Raw genomic sequence first — 19,091 nt, 5'->3', positions numbered from 1 at the left:
ACAGTATGGAAAATGTTTTAAAGAATGATTGGGAGCCACTATTGGCACCAGAATTCGAGAAAGAGTATTATCTTACTCTATCCAGTTTTTTGACAGAAGAATACAGCACGCATGTTGTTTATCCGAAGGTAGAAGATATTTTTAACGCTCTTCAGTATACAAGTTATGAAAATACAAAGGTTGTCATTTTAGGGCAAGATCCATATCATGGACCGAATCAAGCGCATGGTTTAAGCTTTTCTGTGCAACCTGGTGTTAAAACACCACCGTCATTGTTAAATATGTATAAAGAACTTCGAGATGAATATGGTTATGAAATCCCGAATAACGGTTATTTAGTAAAATGGGCGGAACAAGGAGTATTATTACTAAATACCGTATTAACAGTTCGTCAAGGCGAAGCAAATTCTCATAAGGGAAAAGGATGGGAGCACTTCACAGATCGTGTAATTGAACTGTTGAACGAACGTGAAAAGCCAGTTATTTTCATATTGTGGGGGCGCCATGCGCAGGCGAAGAAGAAATTAATTACGAATCCGAATCATCATATTATCGAATCTGTACATCCAAGCCCATTATCGGCAAGACGTGGTTTCTTTGGTAGTAAGCCATATTCTAAAATAAATACGATTTTAGCTAATATGGGCGAAAGAGAAATTGATTGGGAAATTCCAAATTTATAAATAGAAAAGGTAGTTAACAGTTGTTAACTACCTTTTTATTATCATTATTGCTCGTTCTTTAATTTTGCATCTAGTACAAAAGTACCAAATGGGATAACTGATGAAACGAATGCTCCAAGTGCCCATAAAATTGATTTACGGTGTACGATTGTTACTTGAATTACTGCAAAGATGAATAGAATAAACAGAACACCATGAGCCATGCCTGTAATTTTAACAGCTGTTGCAAATCCTGCGAAATATTTCAATGGCATTGCTACAAATAATAGTAATAGGAAAGAAATACCCTCAACTAGTCCAATTGCTCTTAATCGTCCGATTGGTGTAGATAACATAAAGTAGCCTCCTTTAACGTATGCTTGTATATAGTAAATTTGTATTCTTTTTCAAAATAAAATAGTCTATTTTGTTTCATTATATACAAAAAGAAAGTTTACACTACGAGAATAGTGCAAAGTTCAAAATATAGTCACAAAAGCATGAGAATTTAAATAAAAACCTATTTGAAGTATTTGACTTCAAATAGGTTTTGTGAATGAAAATATTAAACAAGTACATCCGTTTTTAAAACGAATTTCTCTACAACTTTTGCAACACCATCGTTCATATTTGTATTTGTTACGTAGTTCGCAATTTCTTTAATATCATCAGGTGCATTGCCCATTGCAACGCCAAGACCAGCAAATTCAATCATTGCTTGGTCGTTATAGCTATCGCCCATTGCGATAACTTCTTCACGCTTAATGCCAAGCTTTTGAATCAGTTTGTTTAAGCTCGTTCCTTTTGTAACACCGGCTTCAGTAAATTCTAAGAAGAATGGTTTCGAACGCATCACGCTTAATTGGCCTTCTAGTTGTTGTTGAAGTTTCTTTTCAACTTCAACAAGGCGTTCAGCTTCTTTATTCATTAATACTTTTACTACAGGCTCTTTAACTGCGGCTTTAAAGTCATCTACTACAACAATTGGCATACCAGTAATATCGCCCTCAATTTCAGTATAAGGATTATTTTCTTCCGTTACGATATCATCGCCCATATAAGTATGAATCCATACATCTTCAGTTTTACTAATTTCAAATAGGTTGTGAACGATTTCAGGAGATAGTGTACTACTAAAGATTTCTTCGTTTGTTTTACAGTTAATAATTTTTGCGCCATTAAAAGATAGAATGAAACTGCCGTATTCTTCTAAGCGAAGTTCTTTGGCTACATTGCGCATACCAAACGTTGGACGTCCAGAAGCAAGTACAACCTTTACCCCTTGCTCTTGTGCAGTCATTAACGCTTCTTTCGTACGAGGTGAAATAGTATGGTCATCACGTAATAAAGTATCATCTAAATCTAAAACAATCATTTTATAAGTCATATAGAAAATTCCTTTCTTTAATTGAAATCAAAATACATGTTCATGAAGATGTTGAGGAATAATAGTAAGACATCAAACCTCTTTGAAAAGAAGTAGATAAATTATTATGAGTTGTTGCTCATAATATTGGTTAATAATCATTGGGGAAGAATAAAACCCCAATGATTAAAGTTTGATTTTATCGTAACAACTCTAAAGGTAGAGTGCAATAATGGAAGTTTTCCAATTTACGATATTTGTTTTGCAGCGGAACGAGAAAATAGTATTTCTAGCAAGATTGCCATTACAGATCCAAGAACGAGACCATTACTTAAAAACGATGCTAGAAATGGTGGAAGTGTGGAATATGCTCCTGCTGGAACAAACATAACTCCGACTCCTGTAAAGATTGAAAGACCGGCTACTTTAAATAATCGTTCTTTATCCTGGACAGTTTCGTATTCTCGAAAGGCGAGACCAATCATGCTTGCGAATACAGGATAAATAGCGGCATAACCAACTGCAACAGGGATTGCTGCAAAGAATGAAGTAATCTTTGGAAATATACTAACGACAATAATAAAGCTTGACCCTAATATAAACGGGAGACGTTTATAAATATTAGTCGTTGCAATAAAACCTGCTGATCCAGAAATAGCGACAGGCCCAATAGCTGAAAATAGGCCGCCTAGCAATTGGTTGATTCCTGTTATAATGCCAGCTTGTTTAAAACGATCTGATGCAGCGTTTTCTTCATATTTAGAGACAACCTTTTGTACAACGCGAATACTTGCTAACATATTTGTTAGAAGTAAGAGTGTAACGAAAATGACCGTAATTACCATGTTCCATTCAACACGAGGCATTCCGAAAACAAATAAGGATGGAAAACGGATTATGTCTGTCACTGGTGTTATTGGATTAGATAATCCGAAACATGCGAATAATATCCAGCCGCATACGATACTGAAAAGAACGGAATATTGTCCAATAATAGGTAGCTTCATGATGAAAAAGGATAGTAAAATAACAATGAGTGAAAGAATAAATACGTTAGGTTGTACTTCTGTATGTTTTCCATCAAGGCCAAACATTCCCTTTAAGAAGGAGCCACTAAGCTGCGCGACAAGAAGAAATAAATACGTTCCAATGACTGTCGGTGTAAAATAGCGAACGAGTTTATCAATAAGTCCAAAAACGCTAAGAATAATACAAATAATACCGCTTAATAAGAAAGCATATTGAAGAACTTTAAGTGTCTCATTGCTTGATCCAAATAATACGACGCCTAAACTCGCATAAAGGGAGAAAATTCCCCACCAAAGGCCAGCAGGACCTTCTTGAATAGGAAGTTTATGCCCAAATATAGCTTGCAAGAGACCAGCAAAGCCTAGAACAAATAATGTTCTTTGTACGAATGCAATGGCTTCAGCGCCATCAAGACCATAACTAGTTGCGACACTAATTGGTACAATAAGGCTTCCAGCTAAAATAAATAGTGCCCATTGTAAGGCGGAAAGAAATGTCTTCATTATATCAACCTCTTTCATAGATTCCGTATCTAGTATATACGTATTTTATTTCCACTGGCAAAGATTGTAGATAGAGAAAAGAGTTGAAACACGGTATGAATGCACGTAAGCAATTATGGATAGCAGTTATATGTATGACTTTTGTGGTAATTCTAGGAACGATAGGATTTATGACGATTGAAGAGATTAGTTTGTTTCAAGCATTTTGGATGACAATGATTACTGTATTGACTGTTGGATACGGAGATGCTGTTCCTGTAACGCAAGCGGGGAAAGTATTTGCGCTTCTTATTATTCCTGTTGGCGTAGGTATTGTTACGTATGCAATTGGGGTAGTGGCAGCTATGATTATTGAAGGGAATTTATTTCATGCAGTACGGAGGAAGAAGATGGATAAACAAATAGCGCAGTTGAAAAATCATATTATAGTATGTGGTTGCGGTAGAGTGGGGCTTCAAGTTGTACATGAATTGCAAGAAAAGAATATTCCATTTGTCGTTGTTGATAAAGATGAAAGTATATTGGAGCAGGAAAAGCTTTTATTTGTACATGGAGATGCAACGGAAGATCAAGTATTACATAATGCCGGAATTTTAAAAGCAGCTGGTTTAGTTGCTATTGTTGCAAATGATGCCGAAAATGTATTTATTACATTAACAGCAAGAGGGTTAAACGATACGATTAAAATTGTGGCGAGATCTGAAAAGCCAGAAACTGAAGAGAAATTAAGGCGTGCCGGTGCAAATAAGGTTATTAATCCATCTAGTATGGCGGGTATTCATATCGCAAAAGGTATTGCAAATCCATTAACCGTTCATTATATTGATACAGTGTTGTATGGAATAGAACAGTCATTTGTCATTGAAGAAATTCTAGTTGGAAAAGATTCAATATTAGTTGGTAAATCATTACTAGAGAGTAATGTAAGGAATCAGTTTGATGTAACAATATTAGCGATTTCAAGAAATGGGGATATTATACATAATCCAGCAGGGCAGGAAAAATTGAAAGAACGTGATATGATAATAGTATTTGGTTCAGTAGAGAAATTGGGGCAATTCGAGAAAGAATTACAAAGTACGAGGTGAGAAGGAATGCAAATATCTAGCGACAAGATTTTAAATAAAATGGCGAATGAAATTGCGAAGGCAAAAAGTAGTGAAGGACAAAAGTCAAAAGAACATTTATTAGTTGTGCGTGCTTTATGTGACTTATTATTAGATGAACAAGTTGAAACATCTACATATAGAGAACCACAAATTCCATCGCAAGTAATTGGATCACAACCAGTAACAACTATGCAGCCAATTGCACCTGTTTCTGGGGAGCCAGTATATATAAAAGAAAGTGATGCAAACGGTAATTCTTTATTTGATTTTTAGAAGATAAATCGTTTGGCTTATATGCAAAAATTGCTTATGATAAAGGTAAAAAAGGGGAATTAAGATGAAAATTTTCTTTTTACTAGGTTGTATTGCAGCGGGGCTATCTGTTGCATTAGGGGCCTTTGGAGCACACGGTTTAGAAAATAAAATTTCTGCAAAAATGTTAGAAGTGTGGAAAACAGGCGTTACATATCAAATGTTTCATGCAGGTGGACTATTCGTAGTTGCTTTATTGATGGATAAGGTTCAATCATCACTTTTAACTACTGCTGGTTGGCTAATGGTAGCTGGAATTATTATGTTCTCAGGTAGTTTGTATGCATTAAGTACGACAGGTATTAAGTTCTTTGGTCCAATTACACCTCTTGGTGGTGTAGCGTTTATTGTGGCGTGGATCCTAGTAGGGACTGCAGTTGTAAAAGGATTATAAAAAAACAAAAGCTGGCATTTGCCAGCTTTTTTTATGGTCTTGGAGTATAAGTTGCTTGTTGACTAGGTAAATACGTAATTTCTTCTGGAAATTCTACGTAATCTAAGTAGATCATTAGTAGTAAATAGCGTTTTCCTGATTGCGGTTCACTAATAACGATATGGTCACGGCCAGCTGCTTCAATAATACCTGTATAAGATTGTGTGCCAAGGGAACTGCCACGTTCATAGGTCATTACAACCGTAGCTTGCTTACCTTTGTTTAAACGAAGGATATTTTCAATATAGGATTGCTCTAGAGGTAACATGCCTTGAGAAATTGCATATTGAGCTTGCGCAGCTTGAGCTGTTTGTTGTTGCATCGCTTGCTGCTGTTGTTGAGTCATTTGTTGCGGTTGTACATAAGTTCCAGATGGTTGATAAAAACCTGTTCCATAGTATGGATTTTGTTGCTGTGCCATTCAAAAATCCCTCCTCATTTTTATTCCTTAATATACGCTAGGGCAGTCTCCAGCAGATGGCTGGAAGAAGCAGTGCTTTTTAAAGCGACCAGAGTTTTGTTGGTTATACCAAGTTGGTGGACAAGGACCTTCAGGTCTAAAGAACCATAAGGCAAAGTTGGCAGGCCAAAAACGTTGCCCTTGAATGGTCCGTCTCGCTAGGGCAATATCTTGTTCGCGTGCCCGTTGATAAAAATATCCTTTTTGCGTTGCTTCAAAACCGCCGGGGTTTTGATAAACCATTTGACGTAAATTACGAATGCTTTTAAAGTCTAAACAATTTCCGCGGACACGATTTACCCCAACGTTTCCGACCATTAACATTCCTTGTTGTCCTTCTCCTTCGGCTTCAGCACGCATCAGTCTAGCCAACAACTTTACATCTTCTTCGTTATAAGCAATAACGCCCATTATGTGTCACCTCTCTTTTTGTAATACCTTTTGGAAAGAGGTTTATCCCGCATTAACGGGCAGTAAGACTCCTGCCCTAAAATTTGGTTGAAGTAAAGAAATTAGATGGGAGATCAAACTGCCCGTAAACGCCCGATTGGTTCAACTAATAATCAGCGGGGGATTCCCCCACTGATTAAAGTTTTACTTTATCTCTAGATGAAGTGTGTAACAATTACTAGTTCATACGTATGAGGAAAAGGACTCAGATATGACAACCAAACAAAGTTTTACATTGAGAGTGGAAAATAAAAAAAGCTAGCGTGAGCCAGCTTTTTTATTAAAAAACTTTAGACCATAAGTTTGAGAAGAAATCACCAATAGAGCGCATTGTTAACACAAACCAATTTGCTTTTTCAACTTCCTCTGTCGTTTTTGCAGTAACTTTCATACTTTTACTACCGTCTAAGAAACCATATTTATCAGTTGATTCTAAAGTAATTGAGCCTACTTTGGTATCTTTCTTAATAGGAGCAACTAAATGTCCATCTTCAGAAAGAGATTTATCTAATTCAGTTCCAATTTTATAAGGCTCTTTGCTACCTTTTTTCGCAATTACTGTTATTTCTTTTTCGGGTGCAACAGTTACTTGGTCTTCTTTCCCTTTTACTACAGAGATTGTATTGTTTTTATTAACTTTTAGTTTTTGTTTTTCAAAGTTATTAAATCCATATTCGATTAATTCACGAGATTCCGTGAAACGTTCATCCATTGATTTTGTTTTAATAATAACCGAGATAAGACGTACATCACCACGTTTAGCAGTAATGGTAAATCCGTATCCAGCTGTATCAGAACTTCCGGTTTTTAAACCATCAGTACCTTCATAAGCGAAAGCAGCTCCTGGTAACATCCAATTCCAGTTTTCCATACGAATTGGTTTTGGGTGATTGTCTGGGAAGTTTCTAAATCTTTGTTTTGTATCCTCTAGCATTTCTGGATACTTTGTAATCATTGCTTTTGAAAGCATACCCATATCACGAGCTGACATAGAGTTTTCTGCATTTGGATCAGTACCCTCAGGATGTTTTCCTTTTAAGTCAGCGTTATTTAAGCCAGTAGCGTTTACAAATTTATATTTCTTTAATCCTAGCTTTTTAGCATGTTCATTTGCAAGATTTAAGAAGTTTTTCTCACTTCCTGCAAGAAGTTCTGCTAAAGCAATACTAGATCCATTTGCAGAGAATATAACAATAGAATGATATAATTCTTTTACAGTATATTGACGTCCTTTTTCGAACGGTACATTAGAGAATTCATTATTACGAGAGACTTCATAAGCGTAATCAGAAATATTTACTTTCGTATCCCATGTGATTTTTCCTTCTTTAATTGCTTCTAAAACAGCGTAAACAACAATTAATTTTGACATACTAGCAATAGCTAGCAATTCATCTGGATTTTGCTCGTGAAGTATTTTTCCTGTATCTGCATCAAATAAAAGTGCAGCAGCCGCCTCAATATGTATTTTTTCTTCCGTATGGGATGTTGTTACTCCTAAGGAAGAAATTGACAATACAAGCAATAGTAAAATAGACAAGATTTTTTTCATATAGATTATCACCTTCGCATCGTTATTTAGCATATAGCTCGTATCATTTTAGCATATCTTTACATATAAAAAGGTTACAATTTTACAAGAAATTTGAAAAAATGTTGGTTTTTCTTCAAAAGTACAGAAAAAAGGAGATTTTTGAGGATAAATATAGAGAAGAATAAAAAAAGGAACGAATTTCGTTCCTTTTCACCATTTATATGTGTAAAAATTTCTCTACTTTTTCGTCTGGTAAAATGTTTCCAACGAAGAATGTTCCAAATTCACCATAACGAGCACTTACTTCATCGAAGCGCATTTCGTATATAAGTTTCTTAAATTGAAGAACATCGTCAGCGAATAATGTTACGCCCCATTCGAAATCGTCGAATCCAACAGATCCTGAAATCACTTGGCGTACTTTACCTGCGTATTGACGACCAATTTTACTATGGCTGTACATCATTTTTTTACGTTCTTCCATAGGAAGCATGTACCAGTTGTCATCACCTTGGCGACGCTTATCCATTGGATAGAAGCAAATATGATTTGCTTTCGGTAATTCAGGATATAAACGAGCTAAAATTTGCGGGTTTTGGTATGGATCCTCATCAGCTGGAAGGTAGTTGCTTAATTCAACAACAGATACGTAAGAATATGCAGGAACCATATATTCAGCTAAAGTTGTTTTATTCAATTCTGTCTCAATTTCATTTAACTCTTCCATTGTTGGACGTAAAATCATAAGCATAATATCAGCTTTTTGGCCAACAACTGTATACATTGCGTGACTACCTTTTTTCGCAGTAGCTACTTCGTTCCATTTTTCAACGACATTTAAAAATTCAGACACTGCTTGTCCGCGTTCGTCGCTAGATAATGTTTTCCATGCAGCCCAATCAATAGAACGTAAATCATGTAAACAATACCAGCCATCTAACGTTGTTGTTGCTTCACTCATTCTATTCACCTCAGTTAATGATAGTTTTACACGTTAACTATAGCATATATAGTTTTAAAATCATCTATATAAAACCTTGGCGCATAAAATTGTCACATTTAAGTGTTTAAGCAAGGTGAATTTAACGGCTGAATTTTATGAAAATATAATCATTTTTATTTTATCTATTTTTTGGGAGCTATAAGTTTAAAATATAGAAGAAAAGCAGTATTCTTAAAGATAGAGTTTTTTTAACATATGTAGGAGGGTTTATTCGTGAGCAACTTATTTACAACAGTAAAAGAAAAAGTTCAAGGAAAAGGCATTTCTATCGTACTTCCTGAAGGAACTGATGAAAGAATTTTAGGCGCTGCAGAGCGTTTAGCAAAAGAAGAGTTAGTAAAACCAATCTTAGTTGGTAATAAGGAAGAAATTAGCGCAAAAGCTGCTAGCATGAATTTAACATTAGCAGGCGTTGATATTTACGACCCAGCTACATACGAAGAAATGGATGCAATGGTAGCATCTTTCGTTGAACGCCGTAAAGGTAAAGCAACTGAAGAAGACGCTCGCAAAATCCTTAAAGACGAAAACTACTTCGGTACAATGCTTGTATACATGGGCAAAGCACACGGTTTAGTAAGTGGTGCAGCTCACTCTACAGCTGATACAGTTCGTCCAGCACTTCAAATTATTAAAACAAAACCAGGCGTTACAAAAACTTCTGGCGTATTCATCATGGTACGTGAAGAAGAGAAATATGTATTCGCTGATTGCGCAATTAACATTGCACCAAACAGCCAAGATTTAGCTGAAATCGGTATCGAAAGTGCGAAAACTGCTGAGTTATTCGGCATTGATCCACGCGTTGCTATGTTAAGCTTCTCTACAAAAGGTTCTGCGAAATCTTCAGAAACAGAAAAAGTTGTAGAAGCAACTCGCATTGCAAAAGAAATGGCTCCTGAGTTAACTTTAGATGGAGAATTCCAATTCGATGCTGCATTCGTACCATCTGTAGCTGAGAAAAAAGCTCCAGGTTCTACAATTAAAGGTGATGCTAACGTATTCGTATTCCCAAGCTTAGAAGCTGGTAATATTGGCTACAAAATCGCTCAACGTTTAGGTAACTTCGAAGCAGTAGGACCAATCTTACAAGGCTTAAACATGCCTGTAAATGATCTGTCTCGTGGATGTAACGAAGAAGAAGTGTACAAGTTAGCTTTAATTACAGCAGCTCAAGCACTTTAATTCTATAATGAATTGAAATAAAGACCGTCGCTATAATAGCGACGGTCTTTATTTTTCTAAGCCAAGTGCTTTATTATTACGATCAATAATACGTTGTAAATTCGTCTCATATAAAGGAATCTCATCTATTGTTAATTGAGATGGTGTTAACTTTGGAGCGAATTGCTGCAATGTTTTTAAAAGACGCATCATTAAATCTTGTACTGTAATGGTTTCGCCAAGTAATTCTGAGAGTGAGGCCATCGTACTTGGTACAATTTCAGGGTACGTAAAGCGTGTTTCTTCCCCTTGAATTGCTAGGTTGTAGAAATCACGAACGAGTGCGGCACGCTCAGAGCCACTTCCGGTAGCACAGAGATAAATTTGGACAGCGACACCGCCGCGAATACGACGTTGTGAAATACCAGCGAATTTTTGATCGCGAATACTTAAGTCATAACTACCAGGACAGTAAGAGCCAACAATTTCTTTTGCCTCGATAGTAACGTTGTAATCCTTTAACATCTCCTTAATTAAATGCCACATCGTATCGTATCCAAGATCAATATCGATACCTTTTTCTGTTTCTTGGAATAAAAGTGATACGTTTAAAACACCTTCATCAAGCACGACTGCAAGCCCGCCAGAATTACGAACAATAACATTGAAGTTGTGCTGTTTTAAAAAAGAAATACCTTCTTCTAAATGCGGAAGGCGTGAATCTTGAATGCCAAGGACAATTGTATTGTGATGAACCCAAGAACGCATTGTTGCGGCTGACTTGCCATTTCCAATGCTTGTGCATAATGTGTCATCCATTGCGAATGACTGAAGTGCATGGAATGTTGGTCCCAAACTAGACTGATCTACAATGCGCCACTCTGGCTGAGATAAAATGGAACGGGAATTGCTCATATAACTAACCCCTTATCTTTAAAATGACAATCTCTATTATAGCAAAAAATGAAGAATGGAGTTTTCTCACATATAAAGGGGGAGCTTAAAGGTGAAATAATAAAAAGGATGCATTGCATGCATCCTTCTTATTCTGCAATTTTTTCTAAATTACCGTTTCGGTCCATTCGGAAAGATGTTTGAGAACGTTCTTCGTCATCCATGACTGCCAATTTACGAGCACGGTTCATAATGTTCATAAGTGTTTCGTAATCTTCTTGTACAGTATGAGATTGCTTTTCTAATTTTTCTAGTTTCTTTTCTAGTTCCTCATTCCGAAGGATTTGTGCTTTAATTTCTTGTTTCAATCTCGTATTCTCGTTTTCAAGAGCTGTCACTTTTATATTTGAAGTTCCGACTGTTTGTAAAAAATAAATAACATCTTGCATTGTCATAGAGCTTCTTGCAGCAGGAGCAGTAGATTCTTGATATGGAATAGCTTCTTTATATTGTACGATTGATTCTTCTTGTACTAATTCTTCATAATCAGTTATCGAATCTGAAGCTGGTGGTGTATAAAGTAAACGTTTTTTCGCTTGTTCACCGCTTGCAGCACGCATTTTATCTTTACGATGTTTTTTTGCTAGTTGAAGAGCTTGTTCATAGCTATAGCGAACAACAGCATTCCAGCGGAAACCACAAGCAGCAGATGTACGATTTAACTGATCCCCTACTTCCTCAAATGCATTTAATTGCGTACTTCCTTCTCTAACATGACGAAGTACCGTTTCAGCAAGTAATAAATCATCCTCATCTGTCCAAGCATCTTGTCTTACTTTCATAGATTCAACTCCCTTTCTTTTTATGAACTTCCTATTTTTATAATGGGCAAAAAAATAAACTTTTATACAAAGCTTTTAAAAATATGGTAGATTTCGATGAAAGGTAAAAATTTTCCCATGAATGGTGAGCGCTTCTGTAGGAGAGCATATAAATATGTATCATTATGTAGAGAATAGGCTTTGTAGGGAAACTTGCAACGAGCTTCAAAGAGCGGTAAAATACCATTTAGTGTTTATTTTTAAATGTACTTGAGAAAAGTTTAAAATAGAGGAAGTGTTATGTAATGGGAAACGAGTTTCGCGTGTGCGATGACTGTCAGGCAACGAACATTAAAACGTTAGTTCCGAAGTTAAAAAAAGTAGATTCATGTGCAACGATTGAAGTTGGATGTCAGTCTTACTGTGGTCCTGGTCGTAAAAAATCATTCGCATTTGTAAATAACCGTCCAGTTGCGGCTCCAACAGAAGATGAGTTAATCGTGAAAATTGAAGCAAAGTTAAATAAGTAAGAAAAAGAAGAGTGAAAAGATTCCTCTTCTTTTTTTATGCCCATAAGAGGAATGGTTTATTCTGCGAAAATAATCTTGTGTGGATGAACGTTTTCTAAAGGATGGACATAACTTTTGTATTAAAATTCCAATTTATATAAATTTATATTTCAAAATAATGGTTGACAGTCTTTTAAAGCGATAGGTAGAATAGAAGTGTCTGATTCTGAGAATCATTATCAGGGAAATAACAATTCACCTAATTTTTTTATTACTATTTGAGAATAAATTTCATTTCAATAAATATATGTTGTTGGTTAGGATGGTTGAGGGATGGAAGCGAGCGCAAGCAGTATAGAACAGCAAGAAGAGAATGTTAAAGAGATTAAGAGCAGACCGCTCATCGCTTCTATTATTTTAGTAGCGGGTACAATTTTGTTAGCTTTAAGCATGGCAGTTTCTATTTCTTTTGGGGCTGCAGATATTAGTTTAAAGACTGTATGGCAAGCTGTATTTCAGTTTGATGGATCTATTACACATCATAACGTAATTCAAGAGCTTCGCATGCCTAGAGCAATAGGGGGCGTAGTTGCAGGTGCCTTTTTAGCGGTATCAGGAGCAATTATGCAAGGTATGACGCGAAATCCACTTGCTTCACCATCGTTAATGGGGATTACAGATGGAGCTGTATTTGGAATTGCAATTATGTATGCATTTTTCCCTAATTCACCTTATTTAATGTTTGTTATCGCATCTTTTATTGGAGCTGCGTTTGGTGCAAGCATTGTATATGGAATTGGATCTTCTTCACCAGGTGGATTAACACCTGTGAAATTAGCTTTAGCAGGTGCAGCTATTAGTGCTTTATTAGGGGCAATTTCATCTGGAATCGCATTGTATTTCAATCTTGCCCAAGAGGTGAGTATGTGGAATGCAGGCGGAGTCGCTGGAGTGAAATGGCAAAGTATTAATATGTTAGTGCCAATTGGCCTTATTTGTCTTTTTATCGCAATTATGATGTCGAGATATATTACAATTTTGAGCTTCGGTGAAGAAATTGCGATTGGACTTGGTCAAAATACGACATTGATTAAATTTATCGGAACAGTACTTGTTCTTGTTTTAACGGGTTCCGCAGTTTCCATGGCAGGATCAGTTGGATTTGTTGGTCTTGTAATTCCGCATATGACTCGTTTCCTCGTAGGCTCGGACTATAGATGGGTTATTCCATGTTCTGCGGTCTTAGGTGGGCTGTTAATTGAATGTGCAGATATGTTATCTCGCGTTATTAACCCGCCATTTGAAACGCCAATTGGAGCAATTACAGCGCTAATTGGGGTTCCATTCTTCCTCTACTTAGCACGTAATGAAGGGAGAGGAAAGATGTGAGGACGAGTGTCTTAACAAAAAAGAACATTTCTATATTAACGATTTTAGTAGGACTAATCGTTTCTATATTTCTTATTAGTTTAAATACAGGAACTTTTAAAATCCCGCCAATGGACGTATTAAAGTCATTGGTTGGACTAGGGGCTGAAGATCAGTCTGTTATTTTATTTGAATTCCGTATGCCGCGTATGGTAATTGCTATACTAGTCGGATCTGCTTTAGCTATGTCAGGCGCAATTTTGCAAGGTTTATCACGAAATCCTCTTGCTGATCCAGGTATTATAGGTATTAATGCTGGAGCGGGATTAACAGTTGTTATATTCGTCTACTTCTTCTTCGGGAAAGTAGGGACTGGTACATTTTTATCTGTATTCATTCTCCCATTCTTCGCACTAGTTGGAGCGATATTAGCAGCGGTAATTATTTATTTACTAGCATGGAAAGACGGCGTTTCATCGACTCGATTAATACTAGTCGGTATTGCCGTTGCAGCTGGATTTGGAGCTGTTAGTTTAATTTTCTCTATGAAGATGACATCTAACGATTTTCGTTTTGCTACGATTTGGCTGGCGGGAAGTCTATGGGGTACAGATTGGAAATTCGTATTAAGTGTACTTCCATGGATGGTTATTTTCTTACCGCTTGCTATAAGTAAAGCACACATATTAAATGTAATGAACCTAGGCGATTCTACAGCAGTTGGCCTTGGTGTAAACGTAGAAAAAGAAAGACGTAAATTATTATTTATTGCAGTTTGTTTAGCAGGGGCATCTGTTGCTGTTGCCGGCGGAATTGGCTTTATCGGTTTAATGGCCCCGCATTTAGCAAGGCGCCTTGTTGGTGGTAAACATCAAATTATGTTGCCCACAGCTGCGCTAATAGGAACGTTTTTACTTTTATTCGCAGACGTAATTTCAAGAAGTGTACTAACAACTTCAGAAATACCAGTCGGTCTTGTTATTTCTGTAATTGGTGCACCGTATTTTATTTATTTACTTATGAGGACAAAATAAAGGGAGGCTTTTCGTATGGCAACTTTAGCGGTGGATGCGGTATCGGTTGGCTATAATGAAGGTTTAATTATTGATGGATTAACAGTTGAAATTCCGGAAGGGAAAATTACAACAATTATTGGACCAAATGGTTGTGGGAAGTCCACATTATTAAAAACGGCGTCTCGTATTTTGAAGGCAAAGCAAGGTACTGTTTATCTTGACGGAAAAGCAATTGAGAAACAGCCAACGAAAGAAATTGCAAAGAAAATGGCGATTTTACCACAAACTGCAGAAGTGCCAACGGGTCTTACTGTATTTGAGCTTGTGTCATATGGAAGATTCCCTCATCAAAAAGGGTTTGGCACGTTGAAAGAAGAGGATTATCGCTATATTAACTGGGCACTTGAAGTGACAGGAATGAAAGAATTTGCGAATCGTCCAGCAGAAGCGCTATCAGGCGGTCAACGTCAACGTGTTTGGATTGCAATGGCTCTTGCACAAGGAACAGAATTACTTGTATTGGATGAACCAACGACGTACTTAGATATGGCTCATCAATTAGAAGTATTAAACTTATTGAAAAAGTTAAATGAAGAAGAAGGTAGAACGATTGTTATGGTTATCCATGACTTAAATCACGCTTCCCGTTTCTCAGATCATATGATTGCATTAAAAGCAGGTAAGTTAATGAAACAAGGAACGCCAGATGAAGTTATGACAAGTGAAACACTTCGTAACGTATTTGAGATTGAAGCTCAAATCGTTCCATGTCCAGTAAACTGTAAGCCAATTTGTTTAACATATGATTTAGCGATGATTAGTAATCAATTGCGTAAAAAAGCATAAGTAGAACCCCCTCGTGAAGAGGGGGACTTCTAATGGACGTTGAGCTTCTTATATAAGAATGGGAAGTTGAACGCCCGTTAGAATGGGTTATTAACAACAATTAATAAATATATATTAATTAATTGTTATCTTTGTTTCTTATAGTTCGTTGTAACTTATAAGATAAATACAGCTAGAAGGAGTGGGAACATGAAGAATTTTAAAATGGCACTATTAGCAATGGTACTAGTTGTGACTTCTGTACTATTTGCAGCTTGTTCTAACAAAGAAGAAGAAAAGAAAGCAGATGCAAAGACTGAAGAGCGCACTGTAAAACATGCAAAAGGGGAAATTAAAATTCCTGCAAACCCAAAGAAAATTGCTGACCTTAGTGGTTCAACAGAAGAATTATTAATTTTCGGTATGAAACCGGTTATTACTGCTAATACATCTCAAGAAAAAATTGATGCACATATTGAAAAGAAACTAAAAGACGTTAAACCAGTTGGTTCTGCTTGGGGCGATAAAATTAACATCGAAGCAGTAGCTGCTGCAAAACCAGATTTAATTCTTGTAAATAATCGTCAAGAAAAGATTTATGATCAATTATCTAAAATTGCACCAACAGTTATGTTAAACACTCCATTAGATCAATGGCGTCCAAAATTTGAAGAAGTAGGTCAAATCTTTGGTAAAGAAAAAGAAACAAAAGAATGGTTCAAAAAGTATGATGAAAAAGCAAGCAAATTACATGACAAAATCGTCGCTAAAACTGGTGAAGCAACATTTATGAAAATGGCTGCATATCCAAATGCTTTCCGTGTATACGGTGACTACGGTTACGGTAGCGTAATCTTTAATGATTTAAAACTACCAGCAGTTAAAGGTACACCAACTGATAAACCGTTAGTACAAGTACAAAAAGAAGCTTTAATTGATTACAACCCAGATTACTTATTCGTGTTTACAACTGGTGACGGTTCTCAGCGCTTGAAAGAATTCCAAGAAGAATCAATTTGGAAAAACATGAACGCTGTTAAAAACAACCACGTATTTACAATTAAAAATGAAGACTTAAACAAAGGTTACTTCCCACTTGGGAAAGATATGATCTTAGACGAAGTTGCTGAATTCGTTTTAGGTAAATAATGTATAAAGGAAATCACTTTTACTTCGGTAAAGGTGATTTTTTCTTTTTATAAAGGGAATTAATACAGTCTTTCATTTCTTTCTGTTTCTCATTTCGTTTATAATATAAAGTAAGAATGTAGTAAAGAAAGGGGGATGTCGGAAAGTGGTATATTTAAACGACAAACTCAGCGAAACAAAAGTGTTTAAAGACCCAGTACATAAATATGTGCACGTGCGTGATCGTGTTATTTGGGATTTAATCGGAACGAAAGAATTTCAACGCTTGCGCCGTATTAAGCAGCTTGGAACGACATTTTTTACATTTCACGGTGCAGAGCATAGTCGCTTTACTCATTCGTTAGGTGTATACGAAATTATTCGTCGTATGATTGATGATGTGTTTGATGGCAGACCAAATTGGAATGCTGAAGATAGATTGTTATGTTTATGTGCGGCATTACTTCATGATGTCGGCCACGGCCCATTTTCTCACTCGTTTGAAAAAGTATTTTCATTAGATCATGAGAAATTTACGCAAAAGATTATCGTTGGCGATACGGAGATTAATGATGTATTAAGTCGTGTTGATAAGGAGTTTCCACAAAAGGTAGCAGATGTAATTGCAAAAACGTCTACTAATAAATTAGCGATTAGTATGATTTCGAGTCAAATTGATGCGGATCGTATGGATTATTTATTAAGAGATGCTTATTTTACAGGCGTAAAGTACGGAAACTTCGATATGGAACGTATACTGCGTGTAATGCGTCCGTATGGGAATCAAGTAGTCATTAAAAATAGTGGTATGCATGCTGTTGAGCATTACATTATGAGTCGTTATCAAATGTATTGGCAAGTATATTTCCACCCGGTAACGCGAAGTGCAGAAGTTATTTTAACGAAGATTTTACACCGTGCGAAATCACTGCACGAGAAGTATTATACATTTAAAAATCATCCTGTTCATTTCTATTCTTTATTTGAAGAAGAAGTAACAGTAGAGGATTATTTAAAGTTAGACGAGAACGTTATGTATTACTACTTCCAAGTATGGCAGGAAGAAGAAGATCCAATTTTAAGCGATTTATGCCGCCGTTTTATGAATCGAAATCTATTTAAATATGTAGAGTTTACAGATAAACACGGTTTAGATAATTGGATGGAATTAAGTAGTTTATTTAAAAAGATTGGACTTGATCCGGAGTATTATTTAGTAGTTGATTCAACATCAGACTTACCGTATGACTTTTATCGTGCAGGAGAAGAAGAAGAGCGTCTACCAATCCTACTTCTTATGCCAAACGGAGAGCTTAGAGAGCTTTCACGTGAGTCGGATATTGTTGAGGCGATTACAGGTAAGAAAAGAACGGATCAAAAGCTATTCTATCCACATGATTTAATCTATGAAGATGGAAGAAAAGGAAAATATAAAGAGAGAATTATTGAGTTGTTAGAAGGAAAGAAATAAGAAGCAGCTAATGGCTGCTTCTTATGAAAAAACTTGAAATTATTTGTCGCTTAAGCGTTTTCCGCCAACTGCATAATGGTTTTTAGACATTTCTTCGATGAAAACAACGATGTTTTCTTCAGGAGCACCAGTTGTTTCGCTTACTGCTGCTGTTACTTTCTCAGCAAGAGCTTTCTTTTGTTCTTCTGTGCGTCCTTCTAGCATTTTCACTGTTACGTATGGCATGTACAATCGCTCCTTTTATGTAAGTTACACTCTTATTATAGCGGATTATGGGGAAGAACAATCGAAAAAACAAATAATTTCTTTTTTTGACATATGGAAGAGGAGATGAAGTATGGATCAGTTATTTAGATATCCATTGCACGAAATTCCGTTAGTAGCAATGGCAATTATTATTGCACTATCCGTTCATGAATTTGCACATGCATATGTTGCATATAAATTTGGGGACGATACAGCAAAGAGACAAGGGCGTTTAACGTTATCACCGATGGCCCATTTAGACCCTATCGGTTTGATTGCAGTATTAATTCTTGGATTCGGTTGGGCAAGACCAGTTCCTGTTAATCCATATAACTTTAAAAGACCGCGTCTGGCAGGTATATTAGTGTCAATTGCAGGGCCGATTAGTAACTTAATTTTAAGTGCAATTGGTTTAATTATTTGGTATAGCTTATTAAAATTTGGTGTATTATACTCAATTCCATCTGCAGTGGCAGATACGTTAGCTCAATTTTTCCAGATTTTTATTATGCTGAATATCGTTTTACTTGTATTTAACTTATTACCAATCCCGCCACTTGATGGATATCGAGTTGTGGAAGATTTAGCGCCAGCAAATATTCGCGCGAAAATGACACAGTATGAAAAATACGGGGCAATTGCGTTATTAATTCTCGTTATTACACCGCTTAGTAATTACACAATTCAACCTATTTTCCAGGTAGTTATTCCGCATGTATTTGTATTTTTAGACAGCATCATTGCGCCTATTTTTGGCCTTTTATAATTTTTAAGTGAGGAGGATTTTA

General features: G+C 36.2%; 22 protein-coding genes. 12 read left to right on the top strand and 10 right to left on the bottom strand.

The window, feature by feature from the left end:
• Positions 1-5: 5 nt before the first annotated feature.
• Positions 6-683, top strand: coding sequence for a uracil-DNA glycosylase (locus V7S45_RS26640; RefSeq protein ID WP_000432519.1), 678 nt, complete (start codon positions 6-8; stop codon positions 681-683).
• Between the two features lie 44 nt (positions 684-727).
• Here the strand turns inward: V7S45_RS26640 and V7S45_RS26635 are convergent, their stop codons facing one another.
• From V7S45_RS26635 to V7S45_RS26625, 3 genes are all read right to left on the bottom strand, one after another.
• Positions 728-1,018 (bottom strand): DUF3817 domain-containing protein, encoded by a 291-nt coding sequence (locus tag V7S45_RS26635; RefSeq protein WP_000953395.1) that lies wholly within the window; start codon positions 1,016-1,018, stop codon positions 728-730.
• 209 nt (positions 1,019-1,227) lie between these two features.
• Positions 1,228-2,049 (bottom strand): Cof-type HAD-IIB family hydrolase, encoded by an 822-nt coding sequence (locus V7S45_RS26630; protein WP_342761601.1) that lies wholly within the window; start codon positions 2,047-2,049, stop codon positions 1,228-1,230.
• 227 nt (positions 2,050-2,276) lie between these two features.
• On the bottom strand, positions 2,277-3,560 hold the full coding sequence (locus V7S45_RS26625) for a purine/pyrimidine permease (protein WP_000847034.1): 1,284 nt from the start codon (positions 3,558-3,560) through the stop codon (positions 2,277-2,279).
• 95 nt (positions 3,561-3,655) lie between these two features.
• On the opposite strand from V7S45_RS26625, the gene V7S45_RS26620 reads away from it, so the two are divergent.
• The 3 genes from V7S45_RS26620 to V7S45_RS26610 all read left to right on the top strand — a co-directional run bounded on the left by V7S45_RS26620 (position 3,656) and on the right by V7S45_RS26610 (position 5,375).
• Positions 3,656-4,648: a potassium channel protein gene (locus tag V7S45_RS26620; RefSeq protein WP_000993980.1), complete on the top strand. Its 993-nt coding sequence runs from the start codon at positions 3,656-3,658 to the stop codon at positions 4,646-4,648.
• A 6-nt stretch (positions 4,649-4,654) separates the two neighbouring features.
• On the top strand, positions 4,655-4,942 hold the full coding sequence (locus V7S45_RS26615; RefSeq protein WP_001167352.1) for a YwdI family protein: 288 nt from the start codon (positions 4,655-4,657) through the stop codon (positions 4,940-4,942).
• 64 nt (positions 4,943-5,006) lie between these two features.
• Positions 5,007-5,375, top strand: coding sequence for a DUF423 domain-containing protein (locus V7S45_RS26610; protein ID WP_000688315.1), 369 nt, complete (start codon positions 5,007-5,009; stop codon positions 5,373-5,375).
• Positions 5,376-5,406: 31 nt separating this feature from the next.
• Here V7S45_RS26610 and gerQ read toward each other — a convergent pair whose 3' ends face one another.
• The 4 genes from gerQ to hemQ form a co-directional block, all read right to left on the bottom strand.
• Positions 5,407-5,835 (bottom strand): spore coat protein GerQ, encoded by a 429-nt coding sequence (gene gerQ / locus V7S45_RS26605; protein ID WP_000068652.1) that lies wholly within the window; start codon positions 5,833-5,835, stop codon positions 5,407-5,409.
• Positions 5,836-5,862: 27 nt separating this feature from the next.
• Positions 5,863-6,285 (bottom strand): cell wall hydrolase CwlJ, encoded by a 423-nt coding sequence (cwlJ, locus tag V7S45_RS26600; RefSeq protein WP_000538168.1) that lies wholly within the window; start codon positions 6,283-6,285, stop codon positions 5,863-5,865.
• A 319-nt stretch (positions 6,286-6,604) separates the two neighbouring features.
• Positions 6,605-7,876, bottom strand: coding sequence for a serine hydrolase (locus V7S45_RS26595; protein WP_342761600.1), 1,272 nt, complete (start codon positions 7,874-7,876; stop codon positions 6,605-6,607).
• Between the two features lie 199 nt (positions 7,877-8,075).
• Positions 8,076-8,819: a hydrogen peroxide-dependent heme synthase gene (gene hemQ, locus V7S45_RS26590; RefSeq protein ID WP_001287595.1), complete on the bottom strand. Its 744-nt coding sequence runs from the start codon at positions 8,817-8,819 to the stop codon at positions 8,076-8,078.
• A gap of 255 nt (positions 8,820-9,074) precedes the next feature.
• Between hemQ and pta the strand changes: the two genes are divergently transcribed.
• Positions 9,075-10,046: a phosphate acetyltransferase gene (pta, locus tag V7S45_RS26585; protein WP_000067217.1), complete on the top strand. Its 972-nt coding sequence runs from the start codon at positions 9,075-9,077 to the stop codon at positions 10,044-10,046.
• Between the two features lie 48 nt (positions 10,047-10,094).
• Here pta and V7S45_RS26580 read toward each other — a convergent pair whose 3' ends face one another.
• Entirely contained in the window at positions 10,095-10,940 is an 846-nt protein-coding gene (locus V7S45_RS26580; RefSeq protein WP_000071944.1) for a biotin/lipoate A/B protein ligase family protein, read from the bottom strand.
• A gap of 128 nt (positions 10,941-11,068) precedes the next feature.
• The gene (locus tag V7S45_RS26575; RefSeq protein ID WP_025687499.1) at positions 11,069-11,761 is read right to left on the bottom strand and encodes an RsfA family transcriptional regulator; all 693 of its coding nucleotides are present in this window, start codon (positions 11,759-11,761) and stop codon (positions 11,069-11,071) included.
• Positions 11,762-12,045: 284 nt separating this feature from the next.
• Here V7S45_RS26575 and V7S45_RS26570 point away from each other — a divergent pair, with 284 nt between their 5' ends.
• From V7S45_RS26570 to V7S45_RS26545, 6 genes are all read left to right on the top strand, one after another.
• Positions 12,046-12,270, top strand: coding sequence for a DUF1450 domain-containing protein (locus tag V7S45_RS26570; protein ID WP_000526071.1), 225 nt, complete (start codon positions 12,046-12,048; stop codon positions 12,268-12,270).
• Between the two features lie 312 nt (positions 12,271-12,582).
• Positions 12,583-13,638, top strand: coding sequence for an iron ABC transporter permease (locus tag V7S45_RS26565; RefSeq protein ID WP_000388293.1), 1,056 nt, complete (start codon positions 12,583-12,585; stop codon positions 13,636-13,638).
• Positions 13,635-14,651 carry an iron ABC transporter permease gene (locus tag V7S45_RS26560; RefSeq protein ID WP_001260757.1) on the top strand — a complete coding sequence of 339 codons (1,017 nt, stop codon included), beginning with the start codon at positions 13,635-13,637 and terminating at the stop codon, positions 14,649-14,651. The genes V7S45_RS26565 and V7S45_RS26560 overlap by 4 nt, the downstream gene beginning before the upstream one ends.
• Positions 14,652-14,666: 15 nt before the next feature.
• Complete coding sequence (locus tag V7S45_RS26555) at positions 14,667-15,479, top strand: ABC transporter ATP-binding protein (RefSeq protein ID WP_000212068.1); 813 nt, start codon at positions 14,667-14,669, stop codon at positions 15,477-15,479.
• Positions 15,480-15,668: 189 nt separating this feature from the next.
• Positions 15,669-16,607, top strand: coding sequence for an ABC transporter substrate-binding protein (locus tag V7S45_RS26550; protein WP_000787724.1), 939 nt, complete (start codon positions 15,669-15,671; stop codon positions 16,605-16,607).
• 145 nt (positions 16,608-16,752) lie between these two features.
• The gene (locus V7S45_RS26545; protein WP_000262730.1) at positions 16,753-18,057 is read left to right on the top strand and encodes an HD domain-containing protein; all 1,305 of its coding nucleotides are present in this window, start codon (positions 16,753-16,755) and stop codon (positions 18,055-18,057) included.
• Positions 18,058-18,096: 39 nt separating this feature from the next.
• Here the strand turns inward: V7S45_RS26545 and V7S45_RS26540 are convergent, their stop codons facing one another.
• Positions 18,097-18,282 (bottom strand): 2-hydroxymuconate tautomerase, encoded by a 186-nt coding sequence (locus V7S45_RS26540; protein WP_001147171.1) that lies wholly within the window; start codon positions 18,280-18,282, stop codon positions 18,097-18,099.
• 112 nt (positions 18,283-18,394) lie between these two features.
• Between V7S45_RS26540 and V7S45_RS26535 the strand changes: the two genes are divergently transcribed.
• Complete coding sequence (locus tag V7S45_RS26535; RefSeq protein ID WP_000372445.1) at positions 18,395-19,069, top strand: site-2 protease family protein; 675 nt, start codon at positions 18,395-18,397, stop codon at positions 19,067-19,069.
• Positions 19,070-19,091 lie beyond the last annotated feature (22 nt).

The organism is Bacillus sp. BR3(2024) (genome assembly GCF_039134555.1).
Classification (GTDB): domain Bacteria; phylum Bacillota; class Bacilli; order Bacillales; family Bacillaceae_G; genus Bacillus_A; species Bacillus_A cereus.
This window is presented reverse-complemented; position numbering and strand designations above follow the sequence as displayed.